The 14998-nt window shown below is 63.7% G+C and carries 21 protein-coding genes; 11 read left to right on the top strand and 10 right to left on the bottom strand.

All coding sequences use genetic code 11. From position 1 onward, the window contains the following. The first annotated feature begins 93 nt into the window (after positions 1-93). Positions 94-894 carry an IclR family transcriptional regulator gene (locus J4P02_RS20115; RefSeq protein WP_426193660.1) on the top strand — a complete coding sequence of 267 codons (801 nt, stop codon included), beginning with the start codon at positions 94-96 and terminating at the stop codon, positions 892-894. A 10-nt stretch (positions 895-904) separates the two neighbouring features. Here the strand turns inward: J4P02_RS20115 and J4P02_RS20110 are convergent, their stop codons facing one another. The 7 genes from J4P02_RS20110 to J4P02_RS20080 form a co-directional block, all read right to left on the bottom strand. Then, entirely contained in the window at positions 905-1027 is a 123-nt protein-coding gene (locus tag J4P02_RS20110; protein ID WP_426193446.1) for a hypothetical protein, read from the bottom strand. A 303-nt stretch (positions 1028-1330) separates the two neighbouring features. Beyond that, complete coding sequence (locus J4P02_RS20105) at positions 1331-1690, bottom strand: hypothetical protein (protein ID WP_426193444.1); 360 nt, start codon at positions 1688-1690, stop codon at positions 1331-1333. Between the two features lie 162 nt (positions 1691-1852). Continuing rightward, the gene (locus tag J4P02_RS20100) at positions 1853-2764 is read right to left on the bottom strand and encodes an SDR family oxidoreductase (RefSeq protein ID WP_426193442.1); all 912 of its coding nucleotides are present in this window, start codon (positions 2762-2764) and stop codon (positions 1853-1855) included. A 170-nt stretch (positions 2765-2934) separates the two neighbouring features. Continuing rightward, positions 2935-3837 carry an alpha/beta fold hydrolase gene (locus tag J4P02_RS20095; RefSeq protein ID WP_426193440.1) on the bottom strand — a complete coding sequence of 301 codons (903 nt, stop codon included), beginning with the start codon at positions 3835-3837 and terminating at the stop codon, positions 2935-2937. Continuing rightward, positions 3837-4619, bottom strand: a complete 783-nt coding sequence (locus J4P02_RS20090) for a class II aldolase/adducin family protein (RefSeq protein ID WP_426193439.1) — start codon at positions 4617-4619, stop codon at positions 3837-3839. Before J4P02_RS20090 ends, J4P02_RS20095 begins: the two co-directional genes overlap by 1 nt. A 145-nt stretch (positions 4620-4764) precedes the next feature. Beyond that, a complete protein-coding gene (locus J4P02_RS20085; protein WP_426193437.1) occupies positions 4765-5451 on the bottom strand; it encodes an LrgB family protein in 687 nt (228 codons plus the stop codon). Beyond that, positions 5441-5827, bottom strand: a complete 387-nt coding sequence (locus J4P02_RS20080) for a CidA/LrgA family protein (RefSeq protein ID WP_426193435.1) — start codon at positions 5825-5827, stop codon at positions 5441-5443. Before J4P02_RS20080 ends, J4P02_RS20085 begins: the two co-directional genes overlap by 11 nt. A gap of 94 nt (positions 5828-5921) precedes the next feature. On the opposite strand from J4P02_RS20080, the gene J4P02_RS20075 reads away from it, so the two are divergent. After that, positions 5922-6818 (top strand): LysR family transcriptional regulator, encoded by an 897-nt coding sequence (locus J4P02_RS20075; RefSeq protein ID WP_426193433.1) that lies wholly within the window; start codon positions 5922-5924, stop codon positions 6816-6818. On the opposite strand, the gene J4P02_RS20070 is transcribed toward J4P02_RS20075, so the two are convergent. Next, positions 6799-7254: a flavodoxin gene (locus tag J4P02_RS20070; protein ID WP_426193432.1), complete on the bottom strand. Its 456-nt coding sequence runs from the start codon at positions 7252-7254 to the stop codon at positions 6799-6801. The genes J4P02_RS20075 and J4P02_RS20070 overlap by 20 nt on opposite strands. Before the next feature lie 154 nt (positions 7255-7408). On the opposite strand from J4P02_RS20070, the gene J4P02_RS20065 reads away from it, so the two are divergent. Both J4P02_RS20065 and J4P02_RS20060 read left to right on the top strand, forming a co-directional pair. Then, positions 7409-7882 (top strand): PAS domain-containing protein, encoded by a 474-nt coding sequence (locus J4P02_RS20065; RefSeq protein ID WP_426193430.1) that lies wholly within the window; start codon positions 7409-7411, stop codon positions 7880-7882. Between the two features lie 53 nt (positions 7883-7935). Beyond that, on the top strand, positions 7936-8541 hold the full coding sequence (locus J4P02_RS20060) for a hypothetical protein (RefSeq protein WP_426193428.1): 606 nt from the start codon (positions 7936-7938) through the stop codon (positions 8539-8541). A 5-nt stretch (positions 8542-8546) separates the two neighbouring features. On the opposite strand, the gene J4P02_RS20055 is transcribed toward J4P02_RS20060, so the two are convergent. After that, the gene (locus J4P02_RS20055; RefSeq protein WP_426193426.1) at positions 8547-9506 is read right to left on the bottom strand and encodes a MerR family transcriptional regulator; all 960 of its coding nucleotides are present in this window, start codon (positions 9504-9506) and stop codon (positions 8547-8549) included. Between the two features lie 211 nt (positions 9507-9717). Between J4P02_RS20055 and J4P02_RS20050 the strand changes: the two genes are divergently transcribed. The 6 genes from J4P02_RS20050 (at position 9718) to J4P02_RS20025 (ending at position 12801) form a co-directional block, all read left to right on the top strand. Next, the gene (locus J4P02_RS20050) at positions 9718-10287 is read left to right on the top strand and encodes an antibiotic biosynthesis monooxygenase (protein ID WP_426193424.1); all 570 of its coding nucleotides are present in this window, start codon (positions 9718-9720) and stop codon (positions 10285-10287) included. Positions 10288-10410: 123 nt separating this feature from the next. Further along, complete coding sequence (gene folM / locus J4P02_RS20045) at positions 10411-11121, top strand: dihydromonapterin reductase (protein ID WP_426193422.1); 711 nt, start codon at positions 10411-10413, stop codon at positions 11119-11121. 23 nt (positions 11122-11144) lie between these two features. Continuing rightward, a complete protein-coding gene (gene folE / locus J4P02_RS20040) occupies positions 11145-11705 on the top strand; it encodes a GTP cyclohydrolase I FolE (RefSeq protein ID WP_426193420.1) in 561 nt (186 codons plus the stop codon). Positions 11706-11707: 2 nt separating this feature from the next. Next, positions 11708-12079, top strand: a complete 372-nt coding sequence (gene folX / locus J4P02_RS20035; RefSeq protein WP_426193418.1) for a dihydroneopterin triphosphate 2'-epimerase — start codon at positions 11708-11710, stop codon at positions 12077-12079. 94 nt (positions 12080-12173) lie between these two features. After that, entirely contained in the window at positions 12174-12470 is a 297-nt protein-coding gene (locus J4P02_RS20030) for a DUF1244 domain-containing protein (RefSeq protein WP_426193416.1), read from the top strand. After that, a complete protein-coding gene (locus tag J4P02_RS20025; RefSeq protein WP_426193414.1) occupies positions 12463-12801 on the top strand; it encodes a HopJ type III effector protein in 339 nt (112 codons plus the stop codon). The genes J4P02_RS20030 and J4P02_RS20025 overlap by 8 nt, the downstream gene beginning before the upstream one ends. 162 nt (positions 12802-12963) lie before the next feature. On the opposite strand, the gene trxB is transcribed toward J4P02_RS20025, so the two are convergent. After that, entirely contained in the window at positions 12964-13926 is a 963-nt protein-coding gene (trxB, locus tag J4P02_RS20020; protein ID WP_426193412.1) for a thioredoxin-disulfide reductase, read from the bottom strand. A 310-nt stretch (positions 13927-14236) separates the two neighbouring features. On the opposite strand from trxB, the gene cysZ reads away from it, so the two are divergent. After that, entirely contained in the window at positions 14237-14986 is a 750-nt protein-coding gene (gene cysZ, locus J4P02_RS20015; RefSeq protein WP_426193410.1) for a sulfate transporter CysZ, read from the top strand. Positions 14987-14998: the final 12 nt, after the last annotated feature.

Genomic DNA, 14998 nt, shown 5'->3' with positions numbered 1-14998 from the left:
TTTATCGTAATCCAATTACGCATAACGTAATTTGATTGCCCAGGAGCGTCAAGCTATAAAGACCGCCACTTGTCACGGGACCCCAACACCTCCATGGAAAAGCCGCGCAGCAGCAGCGACAGCACCGCGAAACAGAAAGTCCGCTCGGCCGAAGTCGGCACCGACATCCTCAAGGCCCTGGCCGAACTGTCGCCGGCCACCTCGCTGTCGCGCCTGGCCGAACACGTGCAAATGCCCGCGAGCAAGGTTCACCGTTACCTGCAGGCCCTGATCGCCAGCGGTTTCGCCGAGCAGAACAGCGCCACCAACCATTACGGCCTGGGCCGTGAAGCCCTGCGGGTGGGCCTGGCGGCGCTGGGCAGCATGGATGTGTTGCGGGTCGCCGCCCTGCCCCTGGCGGAACTGCGGGACGAACTCAACGAAACCTGTTTCATCGCGGTGTGGGGCAATCAGGGCGCCACTGTGGTGCATATCGAGCCAGCGGTGCGCGCGGTGACGGTGGTCACCCAGCTGGGTTCGGTGCTGCCGCTGCTCTCCTCGTCCACCGGGCTGGTGTTCAACGCCTACCTGCCGCAGCGGGAAACCCTCGACTTGCGCCAGCTCGAACTGCAGGCCGGCAAGCCCCATGCCCTGGCCGATGCCAAGGCGCACGACGCCCTGGCCGAGCAGATCCGCCAGCGCGGCCTGCACCATGTGCATGGTCTGTTGATGCCCGGGGTGGATGCGCTGTCGGCACCGGTATTCGATGCCACCGGCAAGATCGCTGCGGTGCTGACGGTGGTCGGGCCCACCTCGCTGTTCCATGCCGACGAACAGGGCCCGGCGGCGCAGCGCCTGCTGGCGGCCTGCGCCAACGCCAGCTGGCGCATGGGCTATCAGCCGCCGTCTGAATAATCGCCGCAGCTCAGGCCATCAAGCCCAGGGCCTGGGGCCCGCGAAAATGCCGCAGCACCCGACTCAGGGCTTCGCAGGCCAGCTCCGACCGCCCCTGCAGCAACCAGCACTGGCTGCTGCCCTGAAGCAGCACGCCCCACTCACCACTGTTGCTCAGGCTGTAACAGTCCTTGTCCTGATTCGCTATTTTTCCTGCGTGGGCCAGGGCTTATTCTTGTTTCGCAGTCAGGGAAAACGGCCCAGCGCCACTGCCGCGAAGCTTCGGCCGCGAGGGTTTCTCGACACAGATTTCCAGGCGGTGTGCAGTGCTTCGCTGCAGGCCACCCCCCCAGGTTCACCGACGTTGATTTTGTAGCTCCTTGATCTAACGTCTTACTTCGGCCGCTGCTCTTGCAGCGGCCTTTTTTATGCCTGCAAGAACTGGATCGAAGCGCGCTCAGGCCTGGCGTTCATCCTCATCGTCATAGTGGAACTTGTGCAGCAGGCGGTGCGCCACCGGCGACAGGATCAGCCCCAGGGTGGCGGCGAAAACCAGGTTGGTGTAGAGCCCGTAAGTGGCGAAGAACAGCTTGCCACCGGGGGTTTGCGGCATATTGATGGGGCCGATTCCGCCCAGGATCATGGCCGCGTCGTAGAGCGCGTCATGGAAGGAAATATCCTGCTCGAAGTACAGCAGGCCGCTGATCCCCAGCAGTACCGAGAAAACAATCAGCGCCAGCACCACCAGGCCGTGCAGGCACAGGCGGCGGATAAACAGCAGCCGCGACAGTACCGGCTGGTCCTTTGATTCATACATGCGCAGAACTCCCTGCAGGTTCGACAAGCGTCGAGCATAGTGACGAACGCCACGGGAGTAAAACCGCCGCCTCTCAAGCGTCGGCAAGGGCCTGGAGCACATCGCTCAAGGCCCCTCGGCAAGGCCCGTGCGTCCCTTGCAACAGGACGCTGGGGGAATGTTTCAAAGCGTGTATTTTTGCAGATTCTGCATCATCTCCTTCAGCGCCTCGATATTGTCCCTGGGGTGCGCTGCCCCGTCGAAATCGCAGATCTGCTGCCAATGGGCCGCCACGTCTTCCGGCGAGAAGCCCTGGCGCGGATCGAAACCGGCACCCAGGCTGCGCTCCCAGCGCACCTTGCCGATCCAGCCGCCGCCGACCTCGAACAGGCCCGAGGTTTCCTCGCACTGCTCACTGCCCAGGTACACCACCAGGGGGCTCACCAGTTCCGGCTTGAGCTGCTCGAACACCTGGGGCGGAATCAGCCCCTCGGTCATCCGCGTGCCGCCGGTGGGGGCGATGGCGTTGACCAGGATATTGTTCTTGCGCCCCTCGATCGCCAGGGTGCGGGTCAGGCCATAGAGGCCGAGCTTGGCCATGCCGTAGTTGGACTGGCCGAAATTGCCGTAGATGCCCGAGGTGGACGCGGTGAAGATCACCCGGCCATAGGCCTGGTCCCGCAGGTGCGGCCAGGCGGCGCGGGTGACCTTGTAGGCACCCTCGACATGCACCCGGTACACCAGGTCCCAGTCGCTGTCGTCCATCTTGTGGAAGGTCTTGTCGCGCAGGATCCCGGCGTTGTTGACCAGCACATCCACCCGGCCAAAGGCATCCAGGGCGTTCTGCACTATCTTGTCGCCATCGGTCACCGAGTCGTGGTTGGCCTCGGCGATACCACCAGCCTCGCGAATCTGCGCCACCACCCGATCGGCGGCCGAGGCGCTGGCGCCTTCGCCCTGGGCCGAACCGCCCAGGTCGTTGACCAGGACCTTGGCCCCATGTTTGGCGAACAGCATTGCATGGGCCCGTCCCAGGCCCCCGCCGGCTCCGGTGACTATCACTACTTTGTCTTCGAAACGCACAGATTCATTCATACCGAACTCCAGCAGGGGCATTGGACAAGGGTTCGAGTGTCGGGCAGGCGCGCGCCGCTCACAAGAAACAGGCCCAGGCCTGAATGGTGTTCGATAAGACAGCGGGATAGTCGTCCCAACCGCTCAAGGTGGCGCTTGAACCGGCGACCTTGAGCGGTTGGCGCGCCGGCTCAGGAACCGACCGCCTGGCGCGGCGGCGTCAGCAGGCGTTCACGAAACCCCAGGTAATGCTTGAGCACCAGCAGCGGTGCCTCGATCTGCGGGTAATGGCCGATCTCTGACAGCAGCACCGTGTCCGGCTCGGGAATCAATTGCCGGTAGCGCTCCACCATGTGCGCCCCGGAGATCGGGTCGCGGGCGCCATCGATCACCCGCAGCGGCACTGCGCCACGCTGCATGGCGCTGACCCAACGTTCACGCTGCGCTCTCCGCTCGGGGATATAGCTGATCAGCTTGTGCAGGATGCGTGGCCCGTTGCGGCTTTGCACCAGGCTCCAGAAGTCATCCAGCACCGACTCGCTGGGGCGGCTCTGGGGGCCGAAGATCTGGCGGAAGCTCTTGGCCAGCCCCTGGCGGTTGAACGTGCGCCCGAGCATCCAGCCCAGGGGGCTGAGCAACAGCTTCTGGGCCAGCACCGGACGGTGGGTTTCCGGGAACAGGCCGCCGTTGAGGAACACGCAGCTGGCAATGTCGATGCGCTCTTCATAGTAGCGGGCGAGCAATTCCTGGGCGACGCTGTCGCCGTAGTCATGGGCCAGCAGGTGCACCGGCTCGGTGATCTGCAGATGGGCCAGCAGCGCCTGCTGCAGGTCCGCCTGTTCCAACAGGCTGTAGTCGTGCTCCGGCGGCTTGGCTGAATCGCCAAAGCCGAGCATGTCGCAGGCGATCACCTGATAGCGTCGCGCCAAAGGCTCCCACAGGTAATGCCAATCCCAGCTGGCCGTGGGGAAACCATGAATCAACAGCAGCGGCTCTCCTTGCCCCGCCACCCAATAACGAATGTGCTGGCCACGGAACATGAGGTCATGCCCACGGGTACGCCAGACACACAGAGGAATCTCGGCAATTGGCATCAGAGTTCATAGCCTGGGGAGAATTGATCGAGTTTGCGCAGCAGGGCGGGCCAGGCCAGGGCGCCGCCCATGCCCTGGGCGCTGCGGGTAACGCCGGCGATCATGGCCTTGGCCCCGGCCAGGATCGAGGTCGGGATGCTAATCAGTTCGGCCCCGCCGTTCTGCGCCAGCACCTGGATCTCGCAGGCGCGCTGGAAGGTGAACATCATCAGGAAGGTGTCGGCGATGCTCGCGCCGCAGGTCAACAGGCCATGGTTGTGCAGCAGCAGGAAGCTGTTGTCGCCCAGGTCGGCCTGCAAGCGGACCCTCTCCTCGGGGTTCAGCGCCACGCCCTCATAAGGATGCTGGCCGAGGCTCGAAAGCACGAACAATGACTGCTGGCTGATGGGCAGCACCCCCTGTTTCTGCGCCGACACCGCAACCCCGGCGGCAGTGTGGGTGTGCAGCACGCACAGCACATCGTGGCGTGCGGCATGCACCGCGCTGTGGATGGTGTAGCCCGCCGGATTGATTTCGTAGGGGCTGTCCATCAGCTTGTTGCCGGCCTGGTCGACCTTCACCAGGCTGGAGGCGCTGATCTCGTGGAACATCATGCCGAAGGGGTTGATCAGGAAATCATCGGTGCCCGGCACCTTGGCCGAGATGTGGGTGAAGATCAGGTCGTCCCAACCGTGCATCGCCACCAGGCGATAGCAGGCCGCCAGGTCCAGGCGGGTTTGCCATTCGATGGCGCTGACCTGTTTCTTGACGCTGGGTGTCGCGGGAACGGGGGCTAGGCTCACGGCAGGGACCTCGGTGATGGTTGTTATAGGAACAGAGGACCCCCAGAGTCTAGTCAGCCCGCAGACGCTCTGGAGTTGCATTGGCAGCCAGCTTGATGACCCAGCGGGTCAGGCGCAAAAACAGCTCTGGCCCGCGGCTTTGACGTCAAAGCATCGACGCCAGCAAGGGCGCGGCGAACAGGTTGAGGAGCCCGGTCAGGACCATCACCAGGCCGGCCACCGAACCTTCCTCGCCGCCCACTTCATGGGCCCGACTGACCCCGGCGCCATGGGCCCCCACGCCAAACAGCGCGCCCCGAGCCAGAGCGCTGCGCAGTGGCAACCAGCGCAGCAGCAGGCCACCAAGCACCGCGCCGAAGACCCCGGTGAACATCACGAAGATTGCCGTCAGCTCGGGCACCCCGCCCAGGTCGTGCGCCAGGGGCATGGCGAACGGCGTGGTAATGGAGCGCGGCAGCAGCGACAGGGTCACCGAACTGTCCAGGGCCAGGGCCTTGGCCAGGCCGAAGGAACTGCCGATGGACGCCGCGCTGCCGGCCAGCATGCCCAGCAACAGCGCCGACCAATGGCGCATCAGCAGGTGTCGCTGCTGCCAGATGGGAATCGCGAAGGCCACGGTGACCGGCCCCAGCACGCCCATCAGCCAGTGGGTGTTGGCGGCGTATTCGGCATAGGCGGTGTGCAGTGGCACGGCAACCGCCAGCAGCAGGGCCGGCACCAGGATCAGCGGCGACAGCAGGTAGCGCCCGCTGCGCCGGTAGATCCAGCGGCTGAACAGATAGGCTCCCAGGGTCAGGGCCAGCCAGAACATCGGCATGGGTTCAAGCGTCATGGCGGACTCTCCAGCGGCACACCCATTCCACGGTGAGGGCGGTCACCAGCATCACCAGCAGAGTGCTGAAGCCAATCACCAGCAGAATGCGCCAGCCTTCCTGGCGCAGCAGGCTGCCGTAGTCCAGCAGGCTCATCAGCGCCGGGATAAAGAACAGCAGCATTTCCGCCATCAGCAGGCCGGCGCCCAGTTGCAGCGCCGCCGGCTTGACCCAGCCCAGGGCAAAGGCCAGCAGCAACAGCGCCAGGCCGACCACCCCGCCGGGAATCGGCCAGGGCAGCCAGGCAGCCAGTTGGCAGCCGAGAAAATAGATCGCCAACAGCACCGCCAGCTCGACCAGCAGGCGGCCCAGGCATTTAACGCTCGTGAAGTTCATGGGGGTTCCTCTAAGGGCCCTATTTTAGAAAAGCCCCCCGCATTACCGAAGCGAATTGTTAGACTGGCAGCCATTCCAATCTGGAATCAAGACCATGGATTTCAAGCAACTGCGCAGCTTTGTCGAAGTGATTCGCCAGGGCGGTTTCACCCAGGCGGCCAAGACCCTGCACATCAGCCAGTCAGCGGTGAGCAAGCAGGTCGCCCAGCTGGAGCAGAGCCTGGGTACGCCCTTGCTGGAGCGCCAGGGCTCGCATATTCACCTCACCGCCGCCGGCCAGGTGGTGCTGCAACGGGGCGAGGACATGCTGCGCCTGCGCAACGAACTGCAAAGCGAACTGGATGACCTCAGCCACCTGGCCCGCGGCGAACTGCGCCTGGGCCTGCCGCTGCTGGGCAGCGACGCGCTATTCGCCAGCCGCTTTGCCGAATACCGTCGGCGCTACCCGAATATCCAGGTGCAGTTGCTCGAAGGCGGCAGCCTGAATGTGGAACAGGCGGTGCGCAACGGCGAGCTGGAACTGGGCGGCAGCCTGACCCCCAAGGACCCGGCTTTCGCCTACCAGCCCTTCTGCGATGAACCGCTGGACGCCCTGCTGCCCGCCGATCACCCGCTGGCGATGAACGCCCAGGTGCGCCTGGAGGAACTGGCGGACACGCCCTTCCTGCTTTACCAGCGCAGTTTCGTGCTCAACGATCGGCTGCTGCAGGCCTGCCAACAGTTGGGGTTCACCCCCAGGGAAGGAGGGCGCAGCGGCCAGGCGGACTTTCTCGCGGCGCTGGTGGCCGCAGGTCAAGGCGTGGTGTTGCTGCCCAGCGTGGTGGCCCGCGGCCTGGTGCGCCCGGGGGTGGTGCGCCTGACGCTGAAAGCGCCGAGCTACCTGCGCTGGGACATTGCCTTTATCTGGCGCCAGGGCGCCTATCTGTCCCGGGCAGCGCAAGCCTGGCTGGCGCTGCTGCGGGAAATGCCGGTCAGCCCCGCAGAACGCTGATCAGTTCGGCCAGCCAGGGCTCGGCATCAGTTTCCGGGGTCACGCTTTCGCTGGCGTCCAGGCGCAGCATCGGCAGCACCTCACGCACGCCGAGCTCGCCGAACAGCTCGCGCATCTGCTCGCCGCCGCCACAGAAGGTATCGCCGTAGCAGGAATCCCCCAGGCCGATCACCGCCCCCGGCAAGCCACGCCAGGCAGCGGGCAGTTGATCGCGGATGCTCGAGTACAGCGGCTGCAAATTGTCCGGCAGCTCGCCCATGCCGGTGGTCGAGGTCACGGCCAGCAGGGCCTCTGGGGCGAAGGCCTGGAGTTCGGCGAAGCTTGCCCGCGGGTTGTGCCAGGCCTCGAGGCCCGCAGCGTTGAGGAGCTTGGCGGCGTGCCGGGCGACTTCTTCAGCCGTGCCGTACACCGAGCCGGAAAGGATGGCGACTTTCATCAAACTGTTCCTGAACCTGAGTGAAAGGCTGGGATATTACCAGCTACGGAGTAGAATCCGGCCTCTGCTGTTCACCACCGGCAAAAGTGCCGGTGGACAGCGCACAGGCATGCCTTAGAATCCAGCACCTGCTGATCGACAATGGAATATCGGGATGATCAACGCACATCTGCTGCAACGGATGATCGACGCCTCCAACGACGGGATTGTGGTCGCCGAGCAGGAAGGCGAAGACAACATAGTGATCTACGTGAACCCGGCGTTCGAACGCCTGACCGGCTACAGCGCCGATGAAGTGCTGTACCAGGATTGCCGCTTCCTGCAGTCGGGCGATCGCGACCAGGCGGCGCTGGCAGCGATCCGCCAGGCCCTGAGCGAACGGCGGCCGTGCCGCGAAGTGCTGCGCAATTATCGCAAGGACGGCAGCCACTTCTGGAACGAACTGTCGATCACCCCGGTGTTCAACGACAGCGATCAGCTGACCTATTTCATCGGCGTGCAAAAGGACGTCAGCGTCCAGGTCCGGGCGCAGCAGCGCCTGCAGCAGCTGGAACAGCAGTTGGCCGAGACCCAGGCCGAACTGGCCGCGCTCAAGGCGACCAATGGCGCTAATAAATCACGGAATTAGTGGTCTGTAGGGGTATTCCCCACAGTTCTGTCTTTCATCCTTCGAGCCACATCATGCAGCGTGACGCCCTCCTCACCCAGGATGAACTGGATTTCATCCGGACCATGCAGCACAACCCGCAGCTCAATGTGCGCGATGCCACATCCAGCCTGCTGGTCAATGGCGGTTCGCAACTGCGCGATCTGCTGACCCGCCTGGCGGCCAACGACAAGGTCACCATCCAGGCGCATTTCGACAACCAGCAGATGACCTTCCCGCTGCAGCTGGTGGAGGACGAATTCCACGCCCTGCACCTGCGCCTGGGGGTGCCGAGCATTTTCGAGGACGGGCCGATGATCCGCCCTTGGCGCCTGGCGCTGGAACAGCCGGTGGCCCTGGAAAACGTCAGGGGCCAGGCCGGGCGCCTGTGGGTCCGGGAAGTGTCGTTCAAGGGCGTGTTGCTGGAAATCCGCAACAACACCCGGCCACCCAAGCAGTTCGCCCAGTGGTTCAGCCCTTCAGGCTACGAACGGATTGCCCTGCACGGGCGTTTCGAGCGCCAGACCGAAGCCGGCTTCTATGCCTATCGCCTGGACCAGCGCGATGCCGAGGAAACCGAGCGGCTGCGCCAGTTCATCCTCCAGCAGCATCGGCATACCCATCCGGCGCTGCATGCCTGAGGCACTCAGGTGTCCAGGTGACCGCCGAGAAACTGCCGCAGGCGTTTGTGCAGCAGCCGACCGTCGTTGCCCAGGCAGGCCACGGGTGAGCCGCTGAAGCTGTCCTGGGCCAGGTCTGCCGCATCCCCCGCAAGCATCAACGGACAGTCCAGGGTCAAGGCCAGGCGCTTGAGTCGCCGAGGCAACTCCGCGCTCGGTGCGTGGTTGGAGAACACCACCAGGGCCACCGGCTTGAGCTTTTCGCAGACCAGGGTCAGTTCCTCCAGTGGCGCTCCCGGCGCCAGCAGGCGCACGCCCAGCTGGTCGTTGCCCAGCAGCAGCGCCGCCACCAGCAACTCCAGTTCACGACACTGCTGGTTGAGCGCGCAGAGCAGCAGGTGTTGGGTCTGGGTGGCCTGCTGCAACAACCGCCGCTGAGTGATCCGGGCCCGCAGAAAGCCATCCAGGAACAGCCACTCGCAGGTCTGGCCGAAGGCATCCCGCTCCTGCAACAGCTGCTTCCAGAACGGCAGGAAGATCTGCTGAAACACCACCGGCAGGGCGTAGCTGGAAAAGATCTGCCCGTAGAGACGCTCCAACTGCGGCTCATCGAAGGCGCTGACCGCCAGTTGCAATTGATCGCGCCACTGGCCGTATTCGCCTTGCAGGCCTTCGTCCGGCGGCGCCTTGAGCTGGGCCTGGGCGGTGCGGTTCTTGGCCAGTATCTTGCCGACCTTGCTCACCGCCACGCCGCGTTCGATCCAGCCGAGAATCTCCCGCACCGCCTCAACATCGTGCATGGAATACAGGCGATGCCCGCTTTCGGTGCGTGTTGGCTGAATCAGACCGTAGCGTCGCTCCCAGGCCCGTAGAGTCACTGGGTTGATGCCGGTCAGGCGCGCCACTTCGCGAATCGGAAACAGCTCGTCCTGAGGAACCGGGTCGAGGGCATTGGCGACGGGGGCAAGTTCAGTGATAACGGGCATCTGCGGAGAAAACACTGATGGAAAAATGGCCGCCATTCTAACGCCCCTCGAGTGCGATTGCTTCAAGCCCGGGAAAATCCGACCGCTGCCGTTGGTGCACAAGCGCCGATCAGGAATAATCCTTGCTTGTTCCAGGCGCGGCCCAACACCCCGGTGCCGCGTCAAGCGCCTGCCTTACCCAGGCAGCGCATTGGTTTTACGGAGATACATGATGTCTACCTCACCCGTCACCCTGATGGTCGCCCGGCGCGTTGCCGACGGCCGTTACCAGGACCTGATCGCCTGGCTGCGCGAAGGCGAGCAACTGGCCACCGACTTTCCCGGCTACCTGGGCTCCGGCGTCCTGGCCCCACCGCCCGACGACGACGAATTCCAGATCATTTTCCGCTTCGCCGACGAACACACCCTGCACGCCTGGGAACACTCCGCCTCGCGCAGCGCCTGGCTGGCCCGGGGCAGCGACCTGTTCGCCCACCCTTCGGAGCATCGGGTCAGTGGTATCGACGGCTGGTTCGGCGGCGCCGGACAACGCCCGCCACGCTGGAAGCAGGCCGTGGCCATCTGGCTGGCATTCTTCCCGGTGTCATTGCTGTTCAACTTCGTCTTCGGCCCGCTGCTGGGCGACCTGAGCCTGCTGCCGCGGGTGTTCGTCAGCACCTTGGCGCTGACGCCCTTGATGGTCTACTTGTTCATTCCGCTGTCCACCCGGCTGCTGGCCAACTGGCTCAACGGCACACCGGCGCGCGTGTTGCCGAGTGCCCCTTCGACGCAGAATCCGTGATTCGCCGGCAAGTGGAACGCCGCCCGGCGTTCCACTTGCCAGCAAAGCCCTTGCTCTTAGCCCATCAGCCACAACAGCTTCCCCGCTGGTATAGTTTTCCCCTACCCGCGATGCGAGCCCTCCATGAACCCTTCCCCTGCCCCGATCCTGATCACCGGCGCCAGCCAGCGTGTCGGCCTGCATTGCGCCCTGCGCCTGCTGGAGGACGGGCAACCAGTGATCGTCACCTACCGCAGCGAGCGCCCCGGCCTGCAGCGCCTGCGGGAACAAGGCGCCACCCTGCTGCCTGCCGACCTGTCCAGCGAAGCGGGCATCCTGGCCCTGATCAGCGCAGTGCAAAACCACACCGATCGCTTGCGGGCCATTGTCCACAATGCCTCGGAGTGGCTGGAGGAAAGCCCGGGCCAGGAAAGCCCGACCTTTGCCCGGATGTTCAGCGTGCACATGCTCGCGCCCTACCTGATCAACCTGCACTGCGCCGAGCTGCTGCGCCGCTCGAGCCCGGCGGACATCATCCACATCAGCGACGACGTGACCCGCAAGGGCAGCAGCAAGCACATCGCCTACTGCGCCAGCAAGGCCGGGCTGGACAGCCTGACCTTGTCGTTCGCGGCCAAATACGCCCCAGCAATCAAGGTCAACGGCATCGCCCCGGCCCTGCTATTGTTCAATCCCGACGATGACGCAGCGTACCGCGCCAAGGCCCTGGCCAAATCCGCACTGGGCATCGAACCCGGCTGCGAAGTGATCTACCAGAGCCTGCGCTACCTGCTGGACAACCCCTATGTCACCGGCACCACCCTGACCGTCAACGGCGGACGGCACGTCAAGTAAGCCGGCCCCCGCGAGGACCTTGCATGAGCCTTTCCCTGCCCCAGCACTACCGCGAGATCCTCAAGGGCCTCGGCGAAGACCCCGAGCGCGAAGGCCTGCTCGACACCCCCAAGCGCGCGGCCAAGGCCATGCAATACCTGTGTCACGGCTACAGCCAGTCGCTGGAGGAGATCGTCAACGGGGCGCTGTTCGCCTCCGACAGCGATGAAATGGTCATAGTCGCCGACATCGAGTTGTATTCCCTGTGCGAACATCACCTGCTGCCCTTCATCGGCAAGGCCCATGTGGCTTATATTCCCACCGGCAAGGTGCTGGGGCTGTCGAAGATCGCGCGGATCGTCGATATGTTCGCCAGGCGCCTGCAAATCCAGGAAAATCTCACCCGGGAAATCGCCGATGCCGTGCACAGCGTGACCCAGGCCGCCGGCGTCGCGGTGGTGATCGAGGCCAAGCACATGTGCATGATGATGCGCGGTGTCGAGAAACAGAATTCCACCATGCACACCTCGGTGATGCTCGGCGCCTTTCGCGAATCGAGCACCACCCGCCAGGAATTCCTGCAATTGATTGGACGGAGCAAGTAGCAATGCCACAACTTCAGCCAGGAATGGCTCGCATCCGAGTCAAGGACCTGCTCCTGCGGACCTACATCGGAATCAACGAGGACGAGATCCTCAACAAGCAGGATGTGCTGATCAACCTGACCATCCTCTATGCCGCCGAAGAGGCCGTGCGCGACAACGATATCGACCACGCGCTGAACTACCGCACCATCACCAAGGCGATCATTGCCCATGTCGAAGGCAATCGCTTCGCCCTGCTCGAACGCCTGACCCAGGAGCTGCTGGACCTGGTGATGAGCAATACCTCGGTGCTCTACGCCGAGGTCGAAGTCGACAAGCCCCACGCCTTGCGCTTCGCCGAATCGGTATCCATCACGTTAGCGGCAAGTCGCTAGCGGCCAGCGGCAAGTAAAAGCCAAGTTGCTTTGACTTGCCGCTCGCCGCTTGTAGCTTGCCGCTGTTCCCATCCTTCTATGTGCAGAGAGTCTTATGTCCCCTCAACAACGCCTGGAGCTCGAGGCCGCCGCCTTTCGCCGTCTGGTGGCCCACCTGGACAGCCGCAAGGACGTGCAGAACATCGACCTGATGAACCTCGCCGGCTTCTGCCGCAACTGCCTGTCCAAGTGGTACAAGGCCGAGGCCGACGAACGCCAGATCGAGGTCAGCCTCGATGACGCCCGTGAAGTGGTGTATGGCATGCCCTACGCCGAGTGGAAGAATCTCTACCAGAAAGAAGCCAACGCCGAACAGCAAGCGGCGTTCGCCAAAGGAAAACCCCATGACTGATCTGAATACCCTGCGCGCCAGCCTGAACAGTGGCGAGCACCTCTTTGCCGAAACCCTGGCCTTTATCACCAGCGGCTACGACTACCAGCCCCAGGCCTTCAATAACGGTGGCGTGGAAAACGCCGCCGGGCAAAACGAAGGCTCGTGCAAGACCCTGGGCCTGGCCCTGCTGGAAGGCTTGAGCGACGCCGAAACCCTGCTGGCATTCGGCGAGCACTACCGCTCGGTGCTGGCCACCCCCGAGGGCAGCGACCACGGCAATATCCGCGCGCTGATCGCCCACGGCCTGACCGGGGTGAAGTTCAGCGCCCAGCCTCTGACCCGCCGCTGATCGCGACCCTGTAGGAGCTGGCTTGTGTAGGAGCTGGCTTGCCAGCGAAGGCGTCCTGGAATTTTACACAGGCCTCGCGGGCCTCTTCGCCGGCAAGCCGGCTCCTACAGTGCAACACCCATAAAAAAACCGGCTTGCGCCGGTTTTTTTATTGCCTGGAAATCAGTGTGCAGCGTTCTGCAGACCGTCCAGGTAACGCTCGGTGTCCAGGGCCGCCATGCAACCGGCGCCGGCCGAGGTGATGGCCTGGCGGTAAACGTGGTCGGCCACGTCACCGGCAGCGAAGATGCCTTCGACGCTGGTGGCGGTGGCGTTGCCGTCACGACCGCCCTGAACCACCAGGTAGCCGTCCTTGAGGGTCAGCTGGCCTTCGAACAGCGAGGTGTTCGGGGTGTGGCCGATGGCGATGAACACGCCGTCGACTTTCAGCTCGTCGAAGCTGCCGTCGTTGTTCTTCAGGCGCGCACCGGTCACGCCCATGTTGTCGCCCAGGACTTCGTCCAGGTTGGCATTGAGCTTGAGGATGATCTTGCCCTCGGCAACCCGGGCATGCAGCTTGTCGATCAGGATCTTCTCGGCGCGGAAGGTATCGCGACGGTGGATCAGGGTTACGGTGCTGGCGATGTTGGCCAGGTACAGGGCTTCTTCGACCGCAGTGTTGCCACCGCCGACCACGGCCACCGGCTTGTTGCGATAGAAGAAACCGTCACAGGTGGCGCAGGCGGACACGCCCTTGCCCATGAACGCCTCTTCCGACGGCAGGCCCAGGTAACGGGCGCTGGCGCCCGTGGCGATGATCAGCGCGTCGCAGGTGTAGGTGGCGCTGTCGCCAGTCAGGGTGTAGGGCTTGGCAGCGAAGTCCACGGCATTGATGTGATCGAAGACGATCTCGGTCTCGAAGCGCTCGGCGTGCTCGCGCATCCGCTCCATCAGCGCCGGGCCGGTCAGGCCGTGCACGTCGCCCGGCCAGTTGTCGACTTCGGTGGTGGTGGTCAGCTGGCCGCCGGCCTGCATGCCGGTGATCAGCAGCGGCTTCAGGTTGGCCCGGGCGGCATACACCGCGGCGCTGTAACCGGCAGGGCCGGAACCGAGAATAATCACACGCGAATGGCGTACTTCAGACATGACTCACTCCTATCGACCGGCCCGGGTGCCCTGGCGCGGAACGCCGGGTTGCCGGCTGGAATAAAAAGGGACGGCGAAACCTTGGGGAAGGCTTGAACTCGTCCGCCCGAAAAATAATGGGTGCAGCGTATAGAGGAGGCGAAGATTAAGGAAATACGGTTTAACAATCCAGCTCATAGGCGGTCTCTATCCCTGGACGACCTATTTGAGAGGGTCTTTGTTACCGTTGATGTCGACCTCTTCAGCAAGCTTTCGCCGCTCCGGCAAAGCCGGTAAGGTCGGCGCGTTTTCCTACTGCCCGGAGCCTTCTATGCCCGCCCCCGTACTGTCTGGCCCGCAATATCTGCGTGAAGGACTGAAGCTGATCCTCAGTCCCGGCCTACGCCTGTTTGTGCTCCTGCCGCTGCTGGTGAACCTGTTGCTGTTCGTCGGCTTGATCTATTTTGCCGGCCATCAGTTCAGCCTGTGGATCGATGCCCTGATGCCCACCCTGCCGGATTGGCTGAGCTTTCTCAGCTACGTCCTGTGGCCGCTGTTCATGGTGCTGGTGGTGCTGATGGTGTTTTTCAGCTTCACCATGCTGGCCAATATCATCGCCGCACCGTTCAACGGTTTTCTATCGGAAAAAGTCGAAACCGTGGTCCGTGGCAGCGATGATTTCCCGGCCTTCAGCTGGGGCGAACTGGTGGCCATGATCCCCCGCACCCTGTCCCGGGAAATGCGCAAGCTGGGCTATTTCCTGCCCCGGGCCATCGGCCTGTTCATCCTCTCGCTGATTCCGGTGGTGAACCTGGTGGCGGCGCCGCTGTGGCTGCTGTTCGGCATCTGGATGATGGCCATCCAGTACATCGACTACCCGGCGGACAACCACAAGATGAGCTGGCAGGACATGCTCGCCTGGCTGCGGGAAAAGCGCTGGCAGAGCCTGGGCTTCGGCGGCATCGTCTACCTGGCGCTGATGATTCCCTTCGTCAATATCCTGATGATGCCGGCCGCCGTGGCCGGGGCCACGCTGTTCTGGGTGCGTGAGCGCGGGGTGGAGAACCTGCCGGCTCGCTAGGGCCGGGACGTC

The organism is Pseudomonas sp. NFXW11 (assembly GCF_049887815.1).
Lineage (GTDB): Bacteria > Pseudomonadota > Gammaproteobacteria > Pseudomonadales > Pseudomonadaceae > Aquipseudomonas.
This window is presented reverse-complemented; position numbering and strand designations above follow the sequence as displayed.